Source organism: Streptomyces apricus (assembly GCF_008369065.1).
Classification (GTDB): Bacteria; Actinomycetota; Actinomycetes; order Streptomycetales; family Streptomycetaceae; genus Streptomyces; species Streptomyces apricus.
This window is the reverse complement of record NZ_VDFC01000004.1, coordinates 211248-234205: the sequence shown is the minus strand read 5'-3', so window position 1 is coordinate 234205 and position 22958 is coordinate 211248. Positions and strand designations below refer to the sequence as shown.

The window sequence follows — 22958 nt, the reverse complement described above, 5'->3', positions numbered from 1 at the left end:
GGGATGGGGAGTGTCGTGACACGGCGGCGTGGTGCATCGCAACGGGTGCACTGCAACTGGCACACCACAACGGATGCACCGCAGCAGGTGCGCGCGCACGTGGGCACGTCTCGGGGCGCGGTCGCTTCACGCGCACCTGAGAAGGAAGGGAAAAGGGGGGCGGCCCTCTGGCCCGCCCGGGCCTCACTCGGAGGCCGGGAACCCTGCTGTTTCTTGGCCCATGGCCGACCCGGCAGTCACGGCGAAAAGAATAGGGGAATTCAGGCGTACGGGCAATGCCTTTGTTTTCCGTTCCCGGCGGGGGGTGGGGACGGTGGACCTCCGGCCCCCGTCCGTGGTCGACTCCCTGCCATGAGTCTCTCGGTCGATGTGTACGTGCCCCGCGCGGAGGGCGGCATCGAGGTGCTGGACGTGCCGCCCGGATGCTCCGACGCCGCGGGCTGGGAACGGTGGCGCACCGAGGTGTGGGGATCCGAGCCCGTCCGCTCGCTGGGTGTGCGCTTCCTTCCGCGGCTGGCCGTGGAGGACCTCACCGTGGCACCGGACGAGGTGGCCGCCCTCGTCGCCGAGTGCGATCTGATCCGTACGCATCTGGCGTCTGTCGCGGAGCACATGCGCGCGGAGCCGGGGACGGGGCCGGCCAAGTCCCTCTCGCAGCACGCAGACGACGTGAGCCGGCGCCTGGACAACATCGTGGACGCGGCCCGACGCGCGCTGGCGGCCGGCGGCGGCGTCATCATCTGGTAGCCGCTTGCCGCTTGCCGCTTGCCGCTTGCCGCCTGCCGAGTGGTGTGGCGCACTTTTGCAAGCAGGCGCTTGCAATAGTTAGCGCGGATGGTGCACCGTAGAGGCATGGCATCGCTCAACGTCGGCAATCTCGGTGAGTACCTGCGGGACCAGCGGCGCAACGCGCAGCTGAGTCTGCGGCAGCTCGCCGAGGCCGCCGGGGTGTCCAATCCGTACCTGAGCCAGATCGAGCGCGGGCTGCGCAAGCCGAGCGCGGAGGTGCTGCAGCAGGTCGCCAAGGCCCTGCGGATCTCCGCCGAGACGCTGTACGTCCGTGCCGGGATCCTCGATGCCGAGCGGGACCGGGACGAGGTGGAGACACGTGCCGTCATCCTCGCCGACCCGACGCTCACCGAGCGGCAGAAGCAGGTGCTGCTCCAGATCTACGAGTCCTTCCGCAAGGAGAACGGGTTCGAGATCGACGTCGCCGTCCCCGAGGCCGAGGCCGACGACAGCGGTGCCGCACGGAGCGGACCGACCGATCCGCAGGATCTGATCGATCCGCAGGACCCGATCGACCCGCAGGACCTGAACCACCGCAAGGCCTGAACGACCGCAGGACCTGAACGACCCGTAAGAAAACCCTCACGCACCACGTATCAGCGATTCCGGGAGGACCATCACCATGGCCATCACCGACGACCTGCGCAAGACCCTCAGCGACCCGACCCCGCTCTACTTCGCCGCCGGTACCGCCGACCTGGCGATCCAGCAGGCCAAGAAGGTGCCGGGCCTCGTCGAGCAGCTGCGCGCCGAGGCGCCGGCCCGCATCGAGGCCGTGCGGGGTCTCGACCCGAACGCCGTCCAGGAGAAGGCCGCCGCCCGTGCCAAGGGCGCGCAGGAGACCCTCCAGACCAAGGTGAACGGGTTCATCAGCACGCTGGACACCGACCTGAAGAAGATCGGTGAGACCGCCCAGGACCTCGCCCTGCGCAGCGTCGGCGTCGCCGCCGAGTACGCGGTGAAGGCGCGCGAGACGTACGAGAAGGTCGCCGAGCACGGCGAGCAGACGGTGAAGACCTGGCGCGGCGAGGCCGCCGAGGAGATCGAGGAGCTGGCCATCGCGGTCGAGCCGAGCCCCGAGCCGGGCGAGGGCACGATCGAGAAGCCGGCCGCCGTCAAGACCGAGGCCGCCGCGCCGAAGAAGGCGCCGGCCAAGAAGGCTCCGGCCGCCCGCAAGAGCGCCGCGGCCGACGCGACCGCCAAGAAGAGCACGCCGCCCGCGAAGTAGGGCAGGCGGACGGCGGATCCGTGCCGGCGAACGGGCCGGGCACTCCGGGCACTATCGGAGTTCCCGGCCCGTTCTGCGGGTACGGTGACCGCGTAGCGACGACAATTCGACTCGGGTGGTGGGCGCAGTGCTCCTGACGGCATTCGGCGGCTTCATGTCGCTGATCTTCCTCGCCATGCTGGTGCTCGCGGTGGTGGCGCTGGTCCTTGCCGTGCTGGCCCGGGAGGACGCGTACCGCGCGGCGAACAAGCAGACCAAGATGTTCTGGATGATCATCCTGGGTCTCGCGGTGACCGTGAACCTGCTGGTGCCGGTCATCTTCCTGCAGATCGCGTTCCTCGTCGCCACGATCGTCTTCTTCGTCGACGTCCGGCCCGCCCTCCAGCAGGTGTCGGGCGGCGGCCGGGGCGGCCGTCGGGGCGGCGGCAGCAGCAGCGACGGCCCGTACGGGCCCTACAACGGCGGGCGCTGACCTCCGCGCCCGTCCGCGGTTCCTCCGCGTCCGTCCGCGGTTCCTCCGCGCCCGTCCGAGGTTCGCTACGCCACGCGGTCCAGCAGCAGTACCGCCACGTCGTCCGTCAGCTCGCCGCCGTTGAGGTCCCGCACCTCGTTCACGGCGGCCCGCAGCAGTTCCTCACCGCGCAGGCCCTGCGCCAGCTGACGGCGGACCATGTCCACCATCCCGTCCTGGCCGAGCCGCTCCCTGCCCTCGCCGGTCCGGCCCTCGATCAGGCCGTCCGTGTACAGCATCAGGCTCCACTCGCCGCCCAGCTCCACCTGCTGGCGCGGCCAGCGCGCGTTCGGCAGCAGACCGAGCGCCGGGCCGCCGTTCTCGTACGGCAGCAGTTCGGCGACGGGAGGCGCACCGGCGGCTCCGTTCCCTGCGGCCCCGTTCCCGGCGGTCCCGTTCCGGTCGGTCCGGCCGGCCCGGTTCCTGCGGCCGCCGCCGACCAGGGCCCGGGGCCGGGCCGGGCGCGAGATCAGCGGAGCGGGGTGGCCCGCCAGGCACAGGCCCGCGCGGCGGCCGTCCGGTGCGATGTCCACCGTGCAGAGCGTCGCGAAGATCTCGTCGCTGTCGCGTTCGTGCTCCAGGACCTGCTGGAGCGTCGACAGCAGCCGGTCGCCGCACAGGCCCGCCAGGGTCAGCGCGCGCCAGGCGATCCGCAGCTCCACACCGAGGGCGGCCTCGTCGGGGCCGTGCCCGCAGACGTCGCCGATCATCGCGTGCACGGTGCCGTCGGGGGTGCGGACCGTGTCGTAGAAGTCGCCGCCGAGCAGCGCGCGTGAGCGGCCGGGCCGGTAGCGCGCGGCGAACCGCAGCGACGAGCCCTCCAGGAGCGGGGTGGGCAGCAGGCCGCGCTCCAGCCGCGCATTCTCCTGCGCCCGCAGCCTGGACTCGGTCAGCCGGCGCTCGGCCCGGTCGGAGCGCTTGCGCTCCACGGCGTAGCGGACGGCGCGGCTCAGCAGCCGGCTGTCCAGCTCGTCGCGGAAGAGGTAGTCCTGGGCGCCGGCGCGTACGGCCGCCATGCCGCCTTCGGTGTCCTCGGCCGGGACGAGCGCGAGGACGGCGTGCCGGGGCGCGAGCCGCAGCACGTGCCCGAGCACGGCCAGCTCGTCGGCCGGGTCGCCGTCCGCATCGGGCGTCCGCAGCGCGAGGTCGAGCAGGACGCACTGGACGTCGTCGGTGAGCAGCCGCTCGGCCTCGGTGAGGTTGCGGGCGGTACGCACGCGGATCTGCCGGCCGGTCGCGTCCCGCAGCTCGGGCACGGTCAGCGCGCCCGCCGGGTCGTCCTCGATCACGAGCAGGGTCAGCGGTGCGGTGTCGGCGTCGGTGGCGCGCCTCGTCGCGGACGGCTCCGGGCCGGACAGGGCGCCGGGTACGCCGCGCTGACCGGGTACGCCGGACACGGGCGCGGCCTGCGCCGGTCCGGCGGGTGCGCCGGGTGAGGACGCGGCCTGAGCCTGACCACCTTCCACGGCGGGGATCGCTCTCTGCCGCGGTACGGGTACGGGCATCGTCTTGGGTTCCTTCCCTCCCCCCGAGGGCACGGCGGATCGAGGGATCTCGATCCACCGACGGGGACCTTAGCGCCAGGCGCCGACACAAAGGAACGGCGACGGGCCGGACGCGTGCGGAACAGCCGCCGTCATATGCCGCATCCTGTACCGCAATTGGGCGGGATGCGTGCTTGTACGGGATGACGTACATCACGCCCCGAAGGTTGAGTCCCGCCCCGGAACGTGCCGCGGATCACGTGCGACAGGTCACGCCGGCGGGCCCGGAACGGAGACGGGGACCGGTACCGGTCCTGGCGCTGGCACCGGCACCGGTCCCGGATCACGCCCGCGGAGGTGAGGAGCGGCGCCTTCGCACGCGACCGGCGCGTACCCGGACCGGACGGCGCGCACGCCGGACGCGCGCCCCAGCCACCGGACCGACCGCAACCGGTACGGTCCGGCGGACTCGGCGGGCCCCGCTATCCGGGCCGCACGACCCCGAGTATCGGCATCGAGCCCGCCCCCGCGATCGTCACCGTGCGGCCGGGGCGCGGGGCGTGGACGATCGCGCCGTCGCCGATGTACATCGCCACGTGGCTGGCGTCGGAGTTGTAGATGATGAGGTCGCCGGGGCGCATGGCCTCGACGGCGACGCGGTCGAGCTGCCTCCACTGCTCCTGCGAGGTGCGGGGGATGCCCTGCCCGGCGGCCGCCCACGCCTGTGAGGTGAGCCCGGAGCAGTCGAACGTCCTCGGCCCCTCGGCGCCCCACTCGTACGGCTTGCCGATCTGCGCCGTCGCGTACTTGACGGCCTTCCTGCCCTGCGCGGAGGCGTTGTTGTCGATGTCGTCCAGGACGCCGGAGCCCAGCCAGGCCGCCTGCGCGCGCTGGGCGGCCTGCCGCTCCAGCTTCGCCAGCCGCTCGCGCTCCTCGTCCCGCAGCGCCGACTCCAGCTCCTCGGCGGCGGCGATCTGCTCCTTGACCTTCTTCTTGGCCTTGGCCTTGGCCGCGCGGTTGGCTTCGAGCTTCTTCCACTGGGCCGCCGCGTCGCGCGCGTACTGCTCCAGGTCCTGCTGGGTGCGCCGGGTCTCCGCGAGCAGGCCCTCGGTCGCCTGCGCCCCCTGGCGGACCCGGCCCGCGCCGTCCAGGAAGTCCTGCGGATCGTCGCTGAGCACCAGCTTGGCCTCGTCCGGCATGCCGCCGGCGCGGTACTGGGAGCGGGCGGCGGCGCCCGCGCGCTCCTTCAGGTCCGCCAGCCGGACCTTGCCCTCGACGATCTCCCGGGCGAGCTCGACGATCTGCGTGGACTGCCGCCCGGTCCGCTCCTCGGCGAGGTTGTACGCGTCCGTGGCGACCGCGGCCTCGTGGTAGAGCGTGTCCAGCCGCTCGCGGACCGCTTCGATCTTCTCGTTGCTCACCGCTGCCGTGCCGGGAGGCGGTGTCAGGTCCGGGTCCGTCGTGGGAGCCGTGGAGGGGGTCGGGGGGAGCGGCGGCGTCGGGGCCGCGTACGCCACGCCCGGCGCCGACAGGATGACGGCCGCGCAGGCCAGCGCCATGGCAGCAGTGGTCGCGCTCCGCACGCCGGATCCCATGGACCGACCCCCCAACTGATTCGCCGTCAGTGACCTACGCACACTTCGGGGATCGTGCCATACCGGCGCACAGTACGACAGATGCGGGCAAGAACTGCCGCCCGTCTCCCGCCTGTTCACCGCCCGTTTCTTCCGTCACCGCCCAGGTGGCCGCGGCCTCCCCTGCGTTCCCCGCCCAATGGGACGAACGACCCGGCGAGATCGTTCCCTTTTTCCTCCCACCGCATGTCCGCGACCCCGCCCGTCCCGCGACTCCGTCCGTCCTCCCGCGACTCCGTCCGTCCCGCGCGGCCCCGCCCGCCCTCTGGCCCCGTCCCTCCCGCGGCCGGATCCCTTACGGAACCGGCGCCAGCGCCTCCCACCGCACGGTCACCTCGCCCTGCCGCCAGCGCGGCAGGGCGTCCGTGACCGGCCAGTCGGCCGCCAGGTCGCGGACCGCCCGGATCCAGCGCTGCCGGGCACCGTACGAGGCGTACGGCGCGGCGGCCGCCCACGCGCGGTCGAAGTCGCGCAGGAACGCGTGCACCGGCTCGCCCGGCACATTGCGGTGGATGAGTGCCTTGGGGAGGCGTTCGGCCAGGTCGGAAGGGCGTTCCAGGGAGCCGAGACGGGTGGCGAACGTGACGGTCCGCGGGCCCTCGGGGCCGAGCGCGACCCACACGTGCCGGCGGCCGATCTCGTCACAGGTCCCCTCGACCAGGAGCCCGCCGCGCGAGGTGGCGTCCGCCGGCGCCAGCCGCGCGCACAGCCGCGCCCACACCGCGGCGACCTCGGCCTCGTCGTACTGCCGCAGGACGTTCGCCGCGCGGATCAGCGACGGGCGGCCGGGCAGCGGGACCTCGAAGCCGCCGTGCCGGAATTCGAGGCCCTCGCGCTCGTACGGCTTGGCCGCCGCGACCCGGGCGGGGTCGATCTCGACGCCCACCACGCGCACGCGTGGGTCGGCCCCGCGCAGACGCCGGAGCAGCTCGACCGCGGTCCAGGGGGCGGCGCCGTATCCGAGGTCGACCGCCACGGGACGGTCGGCGCGGCGCAGCTCGGCGCCGTGGGTGGCCGCGATCCAGCGGTCCATGCGGCGCAGGCGGTTGGGGTTGGTGGTCCCGCGCGTGACCGTTCCCACGGGTTTCGCTGCGCGGGCGTTCATGGGGTCAAGGGTAGGCGGCGCGTTCGTGGTCACCCGGACCGGTACGGGAGTACGGGACCCGGCGGCGGAACGCAGAAGTGCCTCGAACGGTTGAGCGACTTGTGGCAATGATTCGGTAAAGAGGAGAGAAGTGGAAATGGAGTAGGGGCTTCCGCTGTTCAGGACTTGACGGGTGTCCCACGCCCCGCCGCAGCCATGCCCGCAGCACGGTCCGTAGAAGGAGGAAGGCCACGTGAGTCAGTACGTGAGCAGGTTCGGGCGCCGCTCCCCGGCGACCGCGACGAGGCTCCGTCCGTACCGCAGGCCCCGCCGCGTGGCGATGCTCTCCGTGCACACCTCACCGCTGCACCAGCCCGGCACGGGCGACGCGGGCGGCATGAACGTCTACATCGTGGAGCTGGCCCAGCGCCTGGCCGCGATCAACATCGAGGTCGAGATCTTCACGCGCGCGACCACCGGGGCGCTGCCGCCCAAGGTGGAGCTGGCGCCCGGCGTCCTCGTCCGGCACGTCGACGCGGGACCGTACGAAGGACTCGCCAAGGAGGAGCTGCCCGCCCAGCTGTGCGCCTTCACGCACGGGGTGATGCAGGCCTGGGCCGGCCACCGCCCCGGCTACTACGACCTGGTGCACTCGCACTACTGGCTCTCCGGCCACGTCGGCTGGCTGGCCGCCGAACGCTGGGGCGCCCCCCTGGTGCACGCCATGCACACCATGGCGAAGGTCAAGAACGCCGCGCTGGCCGAGGGCGACACCCCCGAGCCCGCGGCCCGCGTCATCGGCGAGACCCAGATCGTGCGTGCCGCCGACCGCCTCGTCGCCAACACCGCCGAGGAGGCCGACCAGCTCGTCCGGCACTACGAGGCCGAGCAGCGCAAGGTCGCGGTCGTCCACCCGGGCGTCAACCTCGACCGGTTCCGCCCGGCCGACGGACGCGCCGCCGCCCGCGCCCGCCTGGGCCTCCCGCAGGACGCCCTGATACCGCTCTTCGCGGGCCGCATCCAGCCCCTGAAGGCGCCCGACGTGCTGCTGCGCGCGGTCGCCGTGCTCCTGGACGAGCGGCCCGAGCTGCGGTCGAACATCGTCGTCCCCGTGGTGGGCGGCCCGAGCGGCAGCGGCCTCGCCAAGCCCGAGGGCCTGCAGAAGCTCGCCGCCCGCCTGGGTATCGCCGATGTGGTCTGGTTCCGGCCGCCGGTCGGCCAGGAGCAGCTCGCGGACTGGTTCCGGGCCGCGTCCGTCCTGGTGATGCCCTCCTACAGCGAGTCCTTCGGGCTCGTCGCCATAGAGGCGCAGGCCGCCGGCACGCCGGTGCTCGCCGCCGCGGTGGGCGGTCTGCCCGTCGCCGTGCGCCACAAGGAGACGGGTTTCCTGGTGCCGGGCCACGATCCCGTCGACTACGCGCGCGTGCTGCGCGACTTCGCCGACAACCGGGCGCTGGCGGACCGGATGGGCGCGGCCGCCGCCTGGCGCGCGCAGTCCTTCGGCTGGGACACGGCCGCCGCTGCCACGGCCGACGTCTACACGGCCGCGATGCTCGAACACCGTCGTCACGTACGCTCCCACCATGGGTGAGACGGCGAACACCGAACGGGCGGAGCAGGCGGCGCGGGCGGCCGGGACCGTCGAGGCGTTCCTCAAGGACGCCGAGCTGGAATGGGAGAGTCCGGAGAGCGGCCACTTCGTGGTGAAGCTCCCCGGCACCAAGAAGCTGTCGACGACCGTCTCGCTCCTCGTCGGCGGGCACTCCCTGTCGCTGAACGCCTTCGTGATCCGCCACCCGGACGAGAACGAGGCCGGGGTGCACCGCTGGCTCCTGGAGCGCAACCTCAAGCTCTACGGCGTGGGGTACGCCGTCGATCCGCTCGGCGACGTCTACGTGGTGGGCAAACTGCCGCTGGCCGCCGTCACCGCCGACGAGGTCGACCGGCTGCTCGGCGCGGTGCTGGAGGCCGCGGACGGCAGCTTCAACACCCTCCTCGAACTCGGTTTCGCGTCCTCCATCCGCAAGGAGTACGCCTGGCGGGTGTCGCGCGGCGAGTCCACGCGCAACCTGGACGCGTTCAGCCACCTGACCCAGCGTCCGGCTGACTGAGCTTCCCCTTCCTGCTGTTCCGCGCTACTGGTCCATACTAACTGACCTCCGCACGCCTCTTCTCCGTCGCGGGGGTGGCGTGTCATGCTCACCGCCGACGCACCTCTGAACTTCGTTCACATCCATGGATATGTTCCTTCCTGGAAGGTGGTTCGGGCATGAGTGACTCCGGCGACCGTGGCACGGGCCTCACCAGACGGGCCCTGCTCGGCGGCGCGACAGCCGTGGCGGCGCTCACGGTGACCGGCGGACCGGCGACGGCCGCGCCGGCAACTGCCTCGTCGGCGACCGCTGGTCCCGCGCCCGCCGGTTCAGTGACCGCCGGTCCCGTGACCGCCGGGCGGACGAGCGCCGGGCAGGTGCCGGGGATCTGGCGGGAGTACGCCCGCACCCCCTACACGCACCCGCAGATCCCGTACATCGGCCGGGCCGGTCAGCGGGCCGGGGCGCGGCGCCCGTCCCGCCGGCCCGTGGTGGCCGACGTCCGCGCGTACGGCGCCACGGCGGACGGCTCGGCCGACTCCGCCCCCGCGATCAACCGTGCCGTCGCCGCCGCCGGAAAGGCCGGCGGCGGCACGGTACTCGTCCCGCCCGGCACCTACCGTCTCGACGGCCTGATCCACATCGGGCACTCGAACGTCGTCCTGCGCGGCGCCGGCAGCGCCCGTACGACACTCCGGGCGACCCGCAGCCTCACCGAGCTGATCGGGACCTACGGCTCGCGCTACGGCGGCGACAAGTCGTCCTGGTCCTGGGCGGGCGGCCTCGTCTGGCTCTGTCCCGCGGACCGCTTCACGAGCCTGACGGACGCGATCCGCGCCCGGGAGTGGCCCTTCGAGGGCTGGACGGGCAACAGGAGGGACGAGTGGCGGACGCTGACCACGCTCGAACCGGCCCACCGGGGCTCCTGGACGGTGACCGCGGCGGACACGGCGGACCCGGCGGACGCGGTGACCGTTACGGGTGCGGCGGGCTCGGGGCGGCTCGCGCCCGGCGACCTCGTCCTCCTCTGCCTCGCCGACGACGCGGACCACACGCTCCTGCAGCACATGGCGGGCGACGGCCCGGGCCCGCGGGCGTACCGCTGGGACGACAAGACCAAGCTGACCAGCTACGTCCCGTACGAGTGGCCCGTGCGCATCACGCGCGTGCGGGGCCGGCGGATCACCCTGGAGCGGCCGCTCCCGCTCGACCTGCGCCCGGAGTGGGACCCGCGCCTGACCACCCACGTGGAGGCGCTGACCGGGTCCGGCGTGGAGGGCCTCACCCTGGAGGCGGTGGAGACCCCGCAGCAGCCGCACCTCCTGGACAAGGGCTACAACGGCGTCACCTTCCAGTGCGCGTACGACTGCTGGGCCGAGGACGTGGTGGTGCGGCACACGGACAACGGCTTCGGGCTGGTCGCCGCCTCGGCCTGCACCCTGCGCGACACCCGCGTCGCGGGACGCGGCTCGCACCACCCGTACTTCTGCCGCGAGGGCTCGCACGACAACCTCGTCGACCGCTTCACGATCGAGCGGCGCACGACACCGGCGCCCGCGGGCACCCAGCTGCACGGCATCAACGTGGAGGGGCTGTCCTCGTACAACGTCTGGTCACGCGGTGACATGCGCGCGGGCACGTTCGACTCGCACCGCGGCCTGCCCTTCGCGAACGTCCGTACCGACATCACCGTCACCAACGACGGGCGCCACGGCGGCGACGCCAGCGCCGGGCCGCTCTTCGGCGCGCGCTTCACGCACGGGAACATCCGCGTCACCAACGGCCGCGCCGGCCTGATGAGGATCGACGGCCTCGCCCCGTACAGCGCGACCGTCGGCATCAACGAGGTGACCGAGTTCGACCAGATCGACGTACCCGACTTCGAGGGGCCGCTGCACTCCCGCCTGGAGCTGTACGGGACGGCGGACGCGGTGCGCCCCCGGAACCTGTACGACGCTCAGCACCTGTACGACGCTCAGCGCGGACCGGCGCGGTAGCGGCCCGGCGCCACCCCGACCAGCCGTTTGAAGTGGCGGGTCAGGTGCGACTGGTCGTAGAAGCCGGTCGCCGCGGCCACCTCGCCCGGCGTGCCGCCCTCCAGCAGCAGCCGGCGGGCGCGCTCCACCCGCCGCGACATCACGTACTGGTGCGGCGGTATCCCGTACGCGCCGCTGAACGCCCGCACCAGGTGGGCGGGGTGCGCATGCACCAGACCGGCCGCCTCCTGGAGGGTGACGCCCTGGAGGAGGCGTTCGTCGAGGAGCTCGCGCAGCCGGCGGGCGAGCGGGTGGTCGGCGTGCCCGCCGCTCCCGGCGGACGCGTGCCCGCCGCTCCCGGCGCGGGTGGCGGGGGCGGGGCGCAGGTGGCCGCGCAGCCGTTCGCCGATCAGGGTCAGCCTGCTCTCCGCCTCCAGCTCGTCGCCCGGGCGGGCGAGGGCGGTGTGCAGCTGCCCGACCCGCCGCCGCAGCACGGGGTCGACGAAGTCGGGGGTGTCCACGGCGGGGCCGATGTACGTCTCGTCGAGCCGGCTGAGGTCCAGGTACAGGACCCGCTTGCGGAAGCCGTCCGCGGTGATCGGCGAGCCGTTGTGCGGGACGTGCGGCGGCAGCAGCGAGACGGTGCCGTCCGGGGTGCCGTGCTCGTGCCGGTCGAGGTCGTAGCGCACCGCGCCGGCGTCGACGATCAGCAGGGTCCACGCGTCGTGGACGTGCATCGGGTACGCGTACTCCGTGAAGTGGGCGTGGAACACCTCCACGACACCCGGCACGCTCGGGCGCCACGCGGAGACCTCACGCCGGTCGACCATGCAAAGAACGTACAAGACGGGCGCGTGCGGGGCCCGGCAGTCTCATTACATGAACGCCGAACACCTTCCCGCGGGACCCGCCCCGACCGGAGCCTCCACCGGAACTTCCGCCGAAGCCCCCACCGGAGCCCCCGTCCGTTTCGACACCAAGATCGCTGTCCTGCTGCGGGACGACCTCGAACCGTGGCAGCGGCTGAACGTGACCGCGTTCCTCGTGAGCGGGCTCGGCCCGTCGGTCCCCGAGGTGGTCGGGGAGCCGTACGCGGACGCCGACGGGGTCGGCTACCTGCCGATGTTCCGCCAGCCGGTCCTGGTCTTCGAGGGGACGAAGGAGACGCTGAAGGCGGCGCACGGCAAGGCCCTCTCCCGCGCCCTGCCCCGCGCGCTGTTCACGTCCGACCTGTTCACCACCGGCAACGACCGCGACAACCGGGCGGCGGTACGGGCCGTACCGACCGCGGAGCTGGACCTGGTCGGCCTCGCGGTGTACGGCGCGCGGGGTGCGGTGGACAAGGTGGTGAAGGGGGCGCGGATGCATCCCTGAGGAGCGCGGGCTCTTCGAGGTACGGGCTCGCTTCCGGTTCCGGGAGTGCGTGTGCCGCTCAGCCCGCGGGGACGACGTCGTCCTGCGAGGTGGCGGTCGGCGGCACCCCGGCGACAGGCACGGAATGCTGGTCGGCGTTCTCGTCGGGCAGCGTCCGCATGAGTGCCGCATACCCCACGCCCGCCACCGTGCCGACGACCGCGCACAGGCCCCACAGCCACGCGGCCCCGTACCGGTCGATGACGACGCCGGACACCAGGGGCGCGACGAGGGCGGCGACGGACCAGGACATCGTGTACATGCCCTGGTACCGGCCGCGGCCCTGCGTGGGGGAGAGGCGTACGACGAGCCCGGTCTGGGTGGGCGCGTTGACGACCTCGGCGAGGGTCCAGACGCAGATGGTGAGCATGAAGACGCCGAGCGAGCCGGCGAAGGCGGTGAGCCCGAACCCGTACCCGGCCAGGAGCGACGAGACGACGAGGAGCCGCCGCGGGTCCCGGTCCTGGATGAACCGGGTGACCGGGATCTGCAGGACGACGATCAGCACGCCGTTGACCGCGATCACCAGGCCGTAGTCGGCGGGCGTGAACCCGGCCTCGCCCATCGCCACCGGCAGTCCCACGAACCCCTGCTGGAAGATCAGCGCGACCAGGAAGGACAGCCCGACGACGCTCATGAAGCGCCCGTCGCGCAGCACCGTCCGCAGGCCCACCTCGGGTGCCCCGGCCACCTTGTCCACCGGCCGGGGCCGCGACTCGGGGAGCTTGGCGAAGACGACGACCGCGCAGACCATCGTCATCGCGGCCTCCAGGAGGAAGCCGGCGAGGTAGCTGTACTGGGCGATGAACCCGGCCGCGGCGGAGGAGACGGCGAACCCGAGGTTGATCGCCCAGTAGTTGAGGGAGAAGGCCCGGACCCGGTCCTCGGGCCGCACGATGTCGGCGATCATCGCCTGCACGGCGGGGCGGGAGGCGTTGGACGCCATGCCGACGAGGAAGGCGACGGCCGCGATGGCCACCGGGTGGTGCATGAAGCCGAGCAGCGCGACGGAGACCGCGGTGGACGACTGGGCGAGGAGGAGGGTGGGCCGCCGTCCGAGCCGGTCCGTCAGCACGCCCGCGCCGAGGGAGGAGATCACGCCGCCGAGCCCGTGCAGCGAGGCGACGAGCCCGGCGTACGAGGCGGAGTAGCCGCGGTCGAGCGTGAGGTACAGGGCCATGAAGGTGGCGACGAAGGCGCCGAGCCGGTTGACGAGCGTGCTCGTCCACAGCCACCAGAACTCACGGGGGAGCCCGGAGACGGTCTCGCGGGCGGCGCGTCTCACGCTCAGGGACGTGAACGGCATGGAGGACCCCCGGTTTTCCGTCGTTCGCAGAAGCTCAGGTAAGCGGTGCTTACAGCGAGCACAACTTACGATTTCGGCCGGGACGGGAGCCACCGGATTAACAGAAGTCGTCAACTGTCGAACGGAGCGGCCGGGGGTGTCGCCGCGGGCGTCGCCGGGGCGTCGCCGGGGGTGTCCGTCCTCCGGGCGGGCGAGCGGACGCCGCAGGTGGTGGATTACGCTCGGAGCCATGGCCGACGCACCGTACAAGCTGATCCTCCTCCGCCACGGCGAGAGCGAATGGAACGCGAAGAACCTGTTCACCGGCTGGGTGGACGTCAACCTCAACGAGAAGGGCGAGAAGGAGGCGGTCCGCGGCGGTGAGCTGCTCAAGGACGCCGGCCTGCTGCCCGACGTCGTCCACACCTCGCTCCAGAAGCGCGCCATCCGCACGGCGCAGCTCGCCCTGGAGGCGGCCGACCGCCACTGGATCCCGGTCCACCGCAGCTGGCGCCTGAACGAGCGCCACTACGGCGCGCTGCAGGGCAAGGACAAGGCGCAGACCCTCGCGGAGTTCGGCGAGGAGCAGTTCATGCTGTGGCGCCGCTCGTACGACACGCCTCCGCCGCCCCTTGAGGACGGCTCGGAGTTCTCGCAGTCGGACGACCCGCGCTACGCGACGATCCCGCCGGAGCTGCGCCCCCGCACGGAGTGCCTGAAGGACGTCGTCCACCGCATGCTCCCGTACTGGTACGACGGCATCGTCCCCGACCTCCTGACGGGCCGCACGGTTCTGGTCGCGGCCCACGGCAACTCCCTGCGGGCCCTCGTCAAGCACCTGGACGGCATCTCGGACGAGGACATCGCAAGCCTGAACATCCCGACGGGCATCCCGCTCGCATACGAACTAGACGCGTCCTTCAAGCCGCTGACCCCGGGCGGCACCTACCTGGACCCGGCGGCAGCAGCGGCAGCAATCGAAGCGGTAAAAAACCAGGGCAAGAAGAAGTAAATAGCCAAGGATAGGCCCCCTACCTGCGGGTTTCCCGCTGATAGGGGGCCTATTGCTGTGCTGGGGCCGTCACTGGGCCGTCAGAGTGTTTCTCGGCTCTTGTCAAGCCTCCTCGTGCGTCCCGGGAGTTGTCAGTGTGACCGGTATGCTTGACGCACCTTTCCTGAACCTTCCCTGAACTCTGTGCGCAGGCACGTGAGTTCCAAGGCGCCGACTCGATACGCGGGCCGGTAGAAGGAGAAGGGAGGTGTAGGGGTGAGCCTTGAGAAGGACAAGCCTCGCAGGTGGACCAGTGCCGAGAAGTGGCAGGTCTGGCTTGCGGGGGTGGGTCTACTGGTGGCCATCACTACCGGCGTGATGCAGTTCGCTCGATGAGCGAGTCACGCGCGAGGACGGTCGCGACCGGGAGCTGTACATACAGCGAGCCCGGTCTGCTGGTAGGCGACCGGGCTCGTTGACTGCAAGAGGGCCTGGGTCTGGTTGCCGCCGGATCCAGGTCCTCGGTCGTTCTGGAGTCTTCTAGAACTGTTACAAGGTATCTAGAGCCTCTATCTCAATCTCTCACGCACTGCTAATCCAATCAACTTTGTGAGTCTGTACGTGAGTCTAGATCTCTAGTCTCTTCAGTGAACGTCATGGTCTGTCTAGTTCCACCGACTACCGAGAAGGGTGATCTTCGATCGTCACAGTGCGCTCATCATCACTGACGATCGAAGACAGATGCCACGGCCTTGCGAGTGCGTTCCTGACTCGAAGGCATGAGATGCGCGTATACGCGAAGAGTCAAGCCCGGGTCCAAGTGGCCTAGGTACTCGGCCAAAGCCTTGACGTTCTCACCAGCGTCCAGGAGCACCGAGGCGTAGAAGTGGCGCAGCGCCCGCTTCCACGCCTCCTCGTTGAGCGACGTACGCCAGATGTGACCACCCGAGACCCGGTGAAGATCAGCCGCTTCGTCACCGGCGGCCCGTCCGCGACCTTCCACGGCAACGTGATCTCGATGGGCGGGAACCGCTTCAGGTGGGCACGGAGCGCGTCTGCGACAGGTCCCGGAAGCGGTCGGAGAACTGCACCATCCGCCTCATAGTGCTCCGCGACGGCGGTTCAGGAGCCGCGCGGCAGAGCGTGCTCGACGCGTTCCACGCACTCGGAGTCAGCGGCGAGGGCATAGAACGGTTCCGGATGGTCGCCCTGGACGTCCCGCCCACCGCCGATCTCGCCAAGGTGCAGAAGCTGCTCAACCACGGTGTCGCCAAAGAGTGGTGGCACATGGAAGAGGGGTGCATCACCGCGCAGTGGCGGGCCGCATCCGCCGGCTGAGGCCGCGGCGAGTGGTGCCCCGGTGTCCTCCGGGATCGGGAACCCGCTACCGCAGTCACCGGTGCCCCGTCGAGACTTGGGGCATGGATGTGCAGCGGGTGACCTTACGGAAGATGACGCCGTCCGAGTACGACGCGGCGACTGGGCATCGCGAAGCCGAGACGGCCCGGGAACTCGGAAAGTTCATGCCCGAGGAGCTGGCGTGGGAGCGGGCTCGTCAGGACACGGTGCGGTTCCTCCCCGACGGGCTCGACACGACTGGTCACCATCTCGTGGTCGCGGAGAACGGATCAGCCGAGGTCGTGGGGAACGCGTGGATCGGCCCGGATCCGCGCCAAGCCGCGGCCACGGCCGACTCGGCCTGGCTGTACGACATCAACGTCCTCCCCGCGTTCCGCCGCCGCGGATACGGCTCAGCCATCCTCTCCGCCGCCGAAGAACTCGTCGCCCGCGAGGGCTGGACGTCTCTCGGCCTGAACGTCTCCGGGGACAACGAGGCCGCCATCGCCCTGTATCGGCGCAACGGCTACGACGTGGAGTCCATGTCCCTGCGCAAGAGCGTGCAGCACGCTCCTGGCACCGACAACAACTGACATCAACAGGCGCGAACAGCATCGGTCGAGCACCCGGAGCAAGCTGACTCGTGCAACTCTTCCTCCACCCGGGGCGTCTACGGCATCGCACGGCACTGCCCCAGGAGGAAACCTTCATGCGCCTGCCCATCCGTACCGTCGTCGCCGCCGCGACCGCGGCCGCGCTGACCGGTGGTCTGTTCACCGTCATGGCCGCGGCGCCCGCGTCCGCCGCCCCCACCGCCCCCGCCGAGTACGCCGACGACTTCAACGGCGACGGGCACCGGGACCTCGCGATCGGTGCGCCGTACAAGTCCGTCAACGGCGCCCCGGCCGCGGGGGCCGTGGTCGTCTCCCTCGGGTCGGCCACCGGACTGACCACGCGGAAGATCGAGCTCACCCAGAGCTCCGCGGGGGTGCCGGGCACGCCGGAGGAGGGCGACACCTTCGGGGTGTCGATCGCCGGTGGCGACCTTGACTCGGACGGGTACGCGGACCTGGTCGTGGGCGCCGACGGCGAGGACGTGGGCGCGTACGAGGGCCAGGGCAGTGTGACCATCCTCTGGGGCGGCGCCGAGCCGTTCACCAGCAGCACCACGACCACCGTGGACAACCCGCACCAGTGGCAGAGCCACGGCCTGGACGTGGCGGTGGGCGATTTCACCGGCGACAGCGCCGCGGACCTCGCCGTGATCGAACCGGGCGCGGTCGTCGTCCACCGCGGCGGCACCTCCCGTACGGCCCTGACCGCCCCCGCCTACACCCTGACGGTCCCCGGCGCCCAGCTCCTCAACTGGGAGGCGGCCGTGGGCGACGTCGACGGCGACGGCAAGGACGACCTGGCCGTGACCGGCGATCCCGGCACCGGACGTCCGGGCACCGACCTCTACACGGGCCAGGAGGGCCGCCCGAACCGGATCCAGCGGGTGGACGACGGCGGCACCGCGGTCGCCCTCGGCGACATCGACGGCGACGGCTTCGACGACCTGGCCACCTCCCTCACCTGGCCCGACAATTACTACGTCGACGACCCCAGCGACGGCGCCGGCTACGTGACCGTCCGGTACGGCAGCCGTACGGGCTTCGGCGACCCGGTGACCCTGCACCAGGACAACACCGGTGTCCCCGGCGTGAACGAGGACGGCGACAACTGGGGAGCCTCGGTGGCGGTCGGCGACATCACCGGTGACGGCCGGGCCGAACTGGTGGTCGGCGCCAACGGCGAACAGCTCGGCGACTTGGACAACGCCGGCGACGTGACGGTGTTCCGAGGCTCCGCCTCCGGCGTCTCGCAGTCCGGAGTCGTACGCGTCTCCCAGGACACCGCCGGCGTCCCGGGCGCCGCCGAGGCCGGCGACCTCTTCGGCGCCCAGGTCCGGCTCGCCGACTACGACGACAACGGCAGGGCCGACCTGGCGGTGACCGCCTCCTTCGAGAACGATCGCAGCGGAGGCCTGTGGACGCTGCCGGGCACGTCGTCCGGCCTCACCGGTTCCGGTTCGAAGTCCCTCAGCTCCGCCGACTTCGGCCTCGCGGGCGGATCGCGGTTCGGGGAGTCACTGCTCGACTGAGGGGGCGGCCGCCTCGGGCCGGGCGGCCGCCTCGGACGGGGCGGCCGGCGTGAAGAAGTTGACGAGGTTGCCGTCCGGGTCGCGGAAGAGGAGCGACCGGTTTCCCCAGGGCATCGTCGTGGGCTCGTTGACGAAGTCCTCCACGAAGGTGCGCAGGCTGTCGTACGCGGCGTCCACGTCGTCGACCCGGAATTCGAGGATGACGCTGCGGTTCTCGGCCGGGCGGGCGGAGCCGGGGGGTGCGGGTGCTGCCGATCGCCAGGGTCGCCGAGGGGGTGCGCAGTTCGGCGAAGTCCTCGGTGGCCCAGGTGGCGGACGTCCCCGTGGCGCGCTCGTAGAAGTCGACCAGGCGGGCGACGTCGCTCGTGATGACGCGGGTGGAGGCGAAGTTCATGCGTGTTTCTCCGTGGGATGAGCGGTGCTCGTGGCTGTCGTGAGCGCACGCTACGACCTATACCGGGCAGAATCCGTCCGGTAAGTGCGGAAGACTTCTCCCCATGCCCCGCCCCCTCGGCCGCGTCCTCACCCTCCTCGAACTGCTGCAGTCGGGCGGTCTGCGGACCGTCACCGAACTCGCCGACCGGCTGGACGTCGACGAACGCACCGTGCGGCGTTACGCACAGCAGCTCGTCGACCTCGACGTGCCCGTCGAGTCGGTGCGCGGCCGCTACGGCGGCTACCGGCTCGGCCCCGGCTACCGCATGCCCCCGCTCATGCTGAACGACGACGAGGCGCTCGCCGTGCTCCTCGGCCTGGTCGCGGGCCGGCGATCGGGGCTCACGGCGGCCACCGGCACGGCGAGCGAGACGGCGACGGCCAAGATCCGGCGCGTCCTGCCCGAGCGGCTGCGGAGCGGACTCGACGCCGTCCTCGGCTCCCTCGCCTTCACGGAGCCGCCCGGCGGCACGACCACGGCCGGCGCTGCCGGGGCGACCGGGGCGACCGAGACCGGATCGACCACCCCGGGACCGGGAGTCCTCCTGCCGGTCGCCGACGCGGTGCGGTACCACCGGCCGCTCTCGATCCGCTACACCGCGGCCGACGGCGGCCGCAGCGAGCGCGTCGTCCACCCGTACGGAATCGTCGCCCACGCGGACCGGTGGTACCTGACGGCCGCCGACGTCTCCGCAGGTGAGGACCGCACCTTCCGGCTGGACCGCGTCACCGGCGTACGGGTCCTGCCCGGCTCGTTCGAGCCGCCCGCCGACGTCGATCCGGCGCAGCGCGTCCTGACCGGACTCGCCACGGTCCCCTACCGGCACGAGGTGGTCCTGCACGTGCAGGGGACGGCCGACCACCTCCACCAGCGGCTGCCCGCCGGCCTCGCGGTCGTCACCGAACTGCCGTCCCCGGACGACGGGCCGCCCGACACCGGGCCCCGCTGCCGCGTCGAACTGCGGGTGGAGCGGCTCGACTGGCTGCCCGCCGTCCTCGCCTCGCTGGACCGGCCCTTCGCCGTCGAGCGCCCGGACGAACTGCGCGACCTCGTCGCGGCCTTCGCCGAGCGGCTCGCGAACTCCGCCCGTAAATCTGTTCCTTCCTGATCATGTGTGCCGCTACAGTGACCCAGCTGTCGTAAAGGAACGTGAGGTTGCCGTTCCGCGTCGGGGAGACGAACGACAGCCCTTTCAACTCTCTTGTGGGGGCACATGAAGATTCACAGACGCCGCGTGCTCGCGGCGCTGGGCACCGTCGTCGCCGTGGGCGCGGGCATGGTCACCGCCACGCCCGGCGCGGTGGCCGCGGAACCCGTCACGTGGCAGGCCGCGGACGGCAAGCTGACGTTCGTCAACGGCGCACGCAACGTCATCCAGACGCAGGAACCCGGCAGCAGCACCTACAGCGACTTCCTCGCCGACGCGCGCCAGCCGTCCTGGTCGCCCGACGGCAGCCGGGTCGCGTACGTGAAGGACAACCGGGTCGAGACCCGCCGCTACACCGGCTCCACCCTGGTGAAGATCCAGGAACAGGGCTCCGTGACCAACGTCGGCGACCCGACGTTCCTGCGCTCCGGCAACACCGTCGTGTACTCCGGCAGCGGCCGGCTGCGGTACGCGTCCTCGGACGGCTCCCGCTACGGGCAGCCGCTGTTCTCCACCGCGGAGGACGGCTGCGACCGCCAGCCCAGCGCCTCCGTCAACGGCCTGGTGGCCTTCGTCCGTACCGGTGACACCTGCGGATCGCCGACCGGGTCGGCGATCTGGCTCTGGGAGGACACCACCGGCGCCTTCACCAAGCTGACCGACGAGGGCGCCCACCCGGCGATCTCGCCCGACGGCACCCAGGTCGCCTTCGTGCGCGAGGCGGACGGCCTCAGCCGGCTCTTCGTCATCAACGTCGACGGCACCGGCGAGCGCCAGCTGACCTTCACCGACGCCGCGTACGCCCCGGCCTGGTCGCCCAGCGGCACCCGGATCGCGGTCACCAACGGCACCGACGAGGACGTGGCCATCCCGCGCATCGTGGACGTCGCCACCGGTGACGCCACTCCGATGCCGCTGCCGGTCGGCACCTCCTCGGTCCTCGACCTGGCCTGGCAGCCGCTGCGCAGCCAAGGCGTCGGCCGGGTCTGGGGCGCCGACGCGTACGGCACGAACGTGGCCGCGTCCCGCTGGACCTGGAACACCACCGGCCAGAACGAGCCCGGCCTGATCGACGCCAAGACCGCCGTCCTCGTCAGCAAGGACAGCCCGTCCTACGCCCTGACCGGGCAGAGCCTCGCCGGCCAGAAGCAGGGCCCCCTGCTGATGACGCCGAAGACCTCGGTGTCGACCGCCGTGCAGAACGAGCTGAAGCGCACGCTGAGGCCCGGCGCCACGGTCTACCTGGTGGGCGGCACGGACATCCTGTCCAGCGCGGTCGCGACCAAGGTCAGCTCGCTCGGCTTCACCCCGAAGCGCCTGGCGGGCACCTCGCGCTACTCCACGTCCGTGGCGGTCGCCAAGGCCGTCACGAGCGATCCGGCGTACGTGTTCGTCGCCACCGGCACCGACTACCACTCGGCGCTCGCGGCGTCCGCGGCGGCCGGCGCCCTCGGCGTCGGAGGCAAGGGCACGGTCGTCCTCAACGAGGGCAACGCGCTGTCGTCGTCGGTCAAGACGTACCTGAACTCGGTCGACCCCGACCGGACCCTGGTCATCCCGGTCGGCGCCTCGGCGGCGTACGCGCTCACGCACACGCCGTTCTCCAACTGGCCCGACACCTGGTCGTACTACCCGATCAGCGGCAGCGGCCACGACGGCACCTCCGCCGAGCTCGCCCGGTTCTGGTGGAGCTCCCCGTTCCAGGTGGGGCTGGCCTGGACGGACAGCTGGCGCGGCGGCGTCTCCGCGAGCACCGGCATGCTCTCCTACGGCCCGCTGCTGTGGACCGACGAGACGACCCTGTCGGAGACGACCGCCACCTACCTGCGTCAGCAGGCGGCCGGCGTCAACTCCGTCATCGCCTTCGGCGGGACCGGATCGGTCTCCGCGGCCGAACTGACCGCGGCGGGCTCCGCCATCAGCGCGGGCAGCTCACTGGTCGAGTACCGGCCGTACTACAACGGCGTCGCCGCGGCGGCCCGGCAGTCGGCGCGCTCGGCCGCGGGTGACCCCGGTACGGGCGCGGTCAGGACCGGGGCCCCGGCCCCGCGGCCCGACCTGGACGCGGTGCGGACCACCCACCGCTAGCCACCTGCCGGCACCTACCGGCACGGACCGACACGGGTCGGCCAAAGGCGAAGGGGCCCCGCACCTGAAGCGGGGCCCTTTCGCGGTCGTGCGTCACACCGTGCGTCAGCCGCACTGACAGGGATTGCCGGACTGGCACCCGCAACCGCAACCCGAGCCGCAGCCGCAGGCGCCGAAGAGCGGCAGGCTCTTGATCTCGACGGGCTGCTGCGTCTCGCGTTCCTGGGTCGGGTCGGGCGTGGTGGGGGAATCTGCCATGGGTCCCTCCTCGAAGGCCTGTGCCTGCCCCCATTGCATTCCCCCGGGGGCAGGCGCATCAACGGCGCACTGAGGCTTCCACGCCCCCGCGAACGCCCGATGCGCCCCCTCGCGGCCGGCCCGCCCGGGACCTACGAGCCGTCGACCGGCAGCGGCGTCTGCAGCTCGTCGGCGTGCTCACCCGTCACCAGGTACACGACCCGCTTCGCGACCGAGACCGCGTGGTCGGCGAAGCGCTCGTAGTAGCGGCCCAGCAGCGTCACGTCCACCGCCGTCTCGATGCCGTGCTTCCAGCGGTCGTCCAGGAGGTGCTGGAAGAGCGTGCGGTGCAGGAGGTCCATCGCGTCGTCGTCCTGCTCCAGCTGGAGCGCGAGGTCGACGTCCTTGGTGACGATGACCTCGGCCGCCTTGGCCATCAGACGCTGCGCGAGCTGCCCCATCTCCAGGATCGTGGCGTGCAGGTCCTGCGGGATCGCCCGCTCGGGGAAGCGCAGCCGCGCCAGCTTCGCCACGTGCTGGGCGAGGTCGCCGGAGCGCTCCAGGTCGGCGGACATGCGCAGCGAGGTGACGACGATCCGCAGGTCCGTGGCGACCGGCTGCTGCCGGGCCAGCAGGGCTATCGCCTTCGCCTCCAGGTCGTGCTGGAGATCGTCGACCTTCTGGTCGGCCGCGATCACGCTCTCGGCCAGCTTGAGGTCGGAGTCGAGGATTGAGGTCGTGGCGCGGCCGATCGCCGACCCGACGAGGCGGGCCATCTCGACCAGGCCCTCGCCGATCGAGTCAAGTTCCTCGTGGTACGCGTCCCGCATCAGGATGTCCCTTTCCTACGTCTTCTTCGGGGGCTCACAGGGGCTCGTGCACCCCACGCTCCCACGCTCCGGCCCGAACGCGACGGTTTCCGCCACCTCGCATGAACCGACACAAACGCCCAGGTGAATTCTGGGCGACGTGGCCCCGCCCCGCCGGTGGAGGAGGGGTCCGGCCCGGTCGTACCAAGTGAACCGGCACGGTCCCCAGGGTGAACTCTGGGCGACGAGTGTTCGAGTCCACCCTCGGACGG

The 22958-nt window shown here is 71.8% G+C and carries 20 protein-coding genes and 3 pseudogenes; 14 read left to right on the top strand and 9 right to left on the bottom strand.

What is annotated here, in order from left to right:
• The first annotated feature begins 351 nt into the window (after positions 1-351).
• From FGF04_RS01750 to FGF04_RS01735, 4 genes are all read left to right on the top strand, one after another.
• Complete coding sequence (locus tag FGF04_RS01750; RefSeq protein WP_149509361.1) at positions 352-747, top strand: hypothetical protein; 396 nt, start codon at positions 352-354, stop codon at positions 745-747.
• Positions 748-852: 105 nt separating this feature from the next.
• The gene (locus tag FGF04_RS01745; RefSeq protein WP_149509360.1) at positions 853-1335 is read left to right on the top strand and encodes a helix-turn-helix domain-containing protein; all 483 of its coding nucleotides are present in this window, start codon (positions 853-855) and stop codon (positions 1333-1335) included.
• Positions 1336-1411: 76 nt separating this feature from the next.
• Positions 1412-2017, top strand: a complete 606-nt coding sequence (locus FGF04_RS01740; RefSeq protein ID WP_149509359.1) for a hypothetical protein — start codon at positions 1412-1414, stop codon at positions 2015-2017.
• A gap of 127 nt (positions 2018-2144) precedes the next feature.
• Positions 2145-2489 carry a DUF2516 family protein gene (locus tag FGF04_RS01735; protein WP_149509444.1) on the top strand — a complete coding sequence of 115 codons (345 nt, stop codon included), beginning with the start codon at positions 2145-2147 and terminating at the stop codon, positions 2487-2489.
• Between the two features lie 65 nt (positions 2490-2554).
• Here the strand turns inward: FGF04_RS01735 and FGF04_RS01730 are convergent, their stop codons facing one another.
• From FGF04_RS01730 to FGF04_RS01720, 3 genes are all read right to left on the bottom strand, one after another.
• Positions 2555-4033: a PP2C family protein-serine/threonine phosphatase gene (locus FGF04_RS01730; protein WP_149509358.1), complete on the bottom strand. Its 1479-nt coding sequence runs from the start codon at positions 4031-4033 to the stop codon at positions 2555-2557.
• Between the two features lie 461 nt (positions 4034-4494).
• Positions 4495-5607: a C40 family peptidase gene (locus FGF04_RS01725; RefSeq protein ID WP_149509357.1), complete on the bottom strand. Its 1113-nt coding sequence runs from the start codon at positions 5605-5607 to the stop codon at positions 4495-4497.
• Positions 5608-5941: 334 nt separating this feature from the next.
• Entirely contained in the window at positions 5942-6751 is an 810-nt protein-coding gene (locus tag FGF04_RS01720) for a methyltransferase domain-containing protein (RefSeq protein WP_149509356.1), read from the bottom strand.
• Positions 6752-6983: 232 nt separating this feature from the next.
• On the opposite strand from FGF04_RS01720, the gene mshA reads away from it, so the two are divergent.
• From mshA to FGF04_RS01705, 3 genes are all read left to right on the top strand, one after another.
• Positions 6984-8321 (top strand): D-inositol-3-phosphate glycosyltransferase, encoded by a 1338-nt coding sequence (mshA, locus tag FGF04_RS01715; protein ID WP_149509355.1) that lies wholly within the window; start codon positions 6984-6986, stop codon positions 8319-8321.
• A complete protein-coding gene (locus tag FGF04_RS01710) occupies positions 8314-8841 on the top strand; it encodes a type III secretion system chaperone family protein (protein WP_149509354.1) in 528 nt (175 codons plus the stop codon). The genes mshA and FGF04_RS01710 overlap by 8 nt, the downstream gene beginning before the upstream one ends.
• A 158-nt stretch (positions 8842-8999) precedes the next feature.
• A complete protein-coding gene (locus FGF04_RS01705) occupies positions 9000-10820 on the top strand; it encodes a glycoside hydrolase family 55 protein (RefSeq protein ID WP_235882129.1) in 1821 nt (606 codons plus the stop codon).
• Here the strand turns inward: FGF04_RS01705 and FGF04_RS01700 are convergent.
• Positions 10799-11629 (bottom strand): helix-turn-helix transcriptional regulator, encoded by an 831-nt coding sequence (locus FGF04_RS01700; RefSeq protein ID WP_149509353.1) that lies wholly within the window; start codon positions 11627-11629, stop codon positions 10799-10801. The two genes, FGF04_RS01705 and FGF04_RS01700, sit on opposite strands and share 22 nt — an antisense overlap.
• A 49-nt stretch (positions 11630-11678) precedes the next feature.
• On the opposite strand from FGF04_RS01700, the gene FGF04_RS01695 reads away from it, so the two are divergent.
• Positions 11679-12173, top strand: a complete 495-nt coding sequence (locus tag FGF04_RS01695) for a DUF2000 domain-containing protein (RefSeq protein ID WP_235882128.1) — start codon at positions 11679-11681, stop codon at positions 12171-12173.
• Between the two features lie 58 nt (positions 12174-12231).
• On the opposite strand, the gene FGF04_RS01690 is transcribed toward FGF04_RS01695, so the two are convergent.
• On the bottom strand, positions 12232-13518 hold the full coding sequence (locus FGF04_RS01690; protein WP_149509351.1) for an MDR family MFS transporter: 1287 nt from the start codon (positions 13516-13518) through the stop codon (positions 12232-12234).
• 229 nt (positions 13519-13747) lie between these two features.
• On the opposite strand from FGF04_RS01690, the gene FGF04_RS01685 reads away from it, so the two are divergent.
• Entirely contained in the window at positions 13748-14509 is a 762-nt protein-coding gene (locus FGF04_RS01685) for a phosphoglyceromutase (protein WP_149509350.1), read from the top strand.
• A 700-nt stretch (positions 14510-15209) separates the two neighbouring features.
• On the opposite strand, the pseudogene FGF04_RS40835 reads toward FGF04_RS01685, so the two are convergent.
• Positions 15210-15565: pseudogene (locus tag FGF04_RS40835) on the bottom strand (site-specific integrase); the annotation flags it as partial.
• Here FGF04_RS40835 and FGF04_RS01675 point away from each other — a divergent pair.
• From FGF04_RS01675 to FGF04_RS01665, 3 genes and pseudogenes are all read left to right on the top strand, one after another.
• Positions 15560-15826 (top strand): annotated as a pseudogene (locus tag FGF04_RS01675) (DUF4265 domain-containing protein); the annotation flags it as partial. The pseudogenes FGF04_RS40835 and FGF04_RS01675 overlap by 6 nt on opposite strands.
• Before the next feature lie 83 nt (positions 15827-15909).
• Entirely contained in the window at positions 15910-16419 is a 510-nt protein-coding gene (locus FGF04_RS01670; protein ID WP_149509348.1) for a GNAT family N-acetyltransferase, read from the top strand.
• 116 nt (positions 16420-16535) lie between these two features.
• Positions 16536-17969: an FG-GAP-like repeat-containing protein gene (locus FGF04_RS01665; protein WP_149509347.1), complete on the top strand. Its 1434-nt coding sequence runs from the start codon at positions 16536-16538 to the stop codon at positions 17967-17969.
• On the opposite strand, the pseudogene FGF04_RS01660 reads toward FGF04_RS01665, so the two are convergent.
• A pseudogene (locus tag FGF04_RS01660) lies at positions 17955-18363 on the bottom strand (VOC family protein). The gene FGF04_RS01665 and the pseudogene FGF04_RS01660 sit on opposite strands and share 15 nt — an antisense overlap.
• Before the next feature lie 103 nt (positions 18364-18466).
• On the opposite strand from FGF04_RS01660, the gene FGF04_RS01655 reads away from it, so the two are divergent.
• Positions 18467-19513, top strand: coding sequence for a helix-turn-helix transcriptional regulator (locus tag FGF04_RS01655; protein WP_149509346.1), 1047 nt, complete (start codon positions 18467-18469; stop codon positions 19511-19513).
• 105 nt (positions 19514-19618) lie between these two features.
• Complete coding sequence (locus FGF04_RS01650; RefSeq protein ID WP_149509345.1) at positions 19619-21640, top strand: cell wall-binding repeat-containing protein; 2022 nt, start codon at positions 19619-19621, stop codon at positions 21638-21640.
• A gap of 105 nt (positions 21641-21745) precedes the next feature.
• Here the strand turns inward: FGF04_RS01650 and FGF04_RS39865 are convergent, their stop codons facing one another.
• Positions 21746-21898 (bottom strand): hypothetical protein, encoded by a 153-nt coding sequence (locus FGF04_RS39865; protein ID WP_188113919.1) that lies wholly within the window; start codon positions 21896-21898, stop codon positions 21746-21748.
• 131 nt (positions 21899-22029) lie between these two features.
• Positions 22030-22707 carry a phosphate signaling complex protein PhoU gene (phoU, locus tag FGF04_RS01645; protein WP_149509344.1) on the bottom strand — a complete coding sequence of 226 codons (678 nt, stop codon included), beginning with the start codon at positions 22705-22707 and terminating at the stop codon, positions 22030-22032.
• Between the last annotated feature and the right edge of the window lie 251 nt (positions 22708-22958).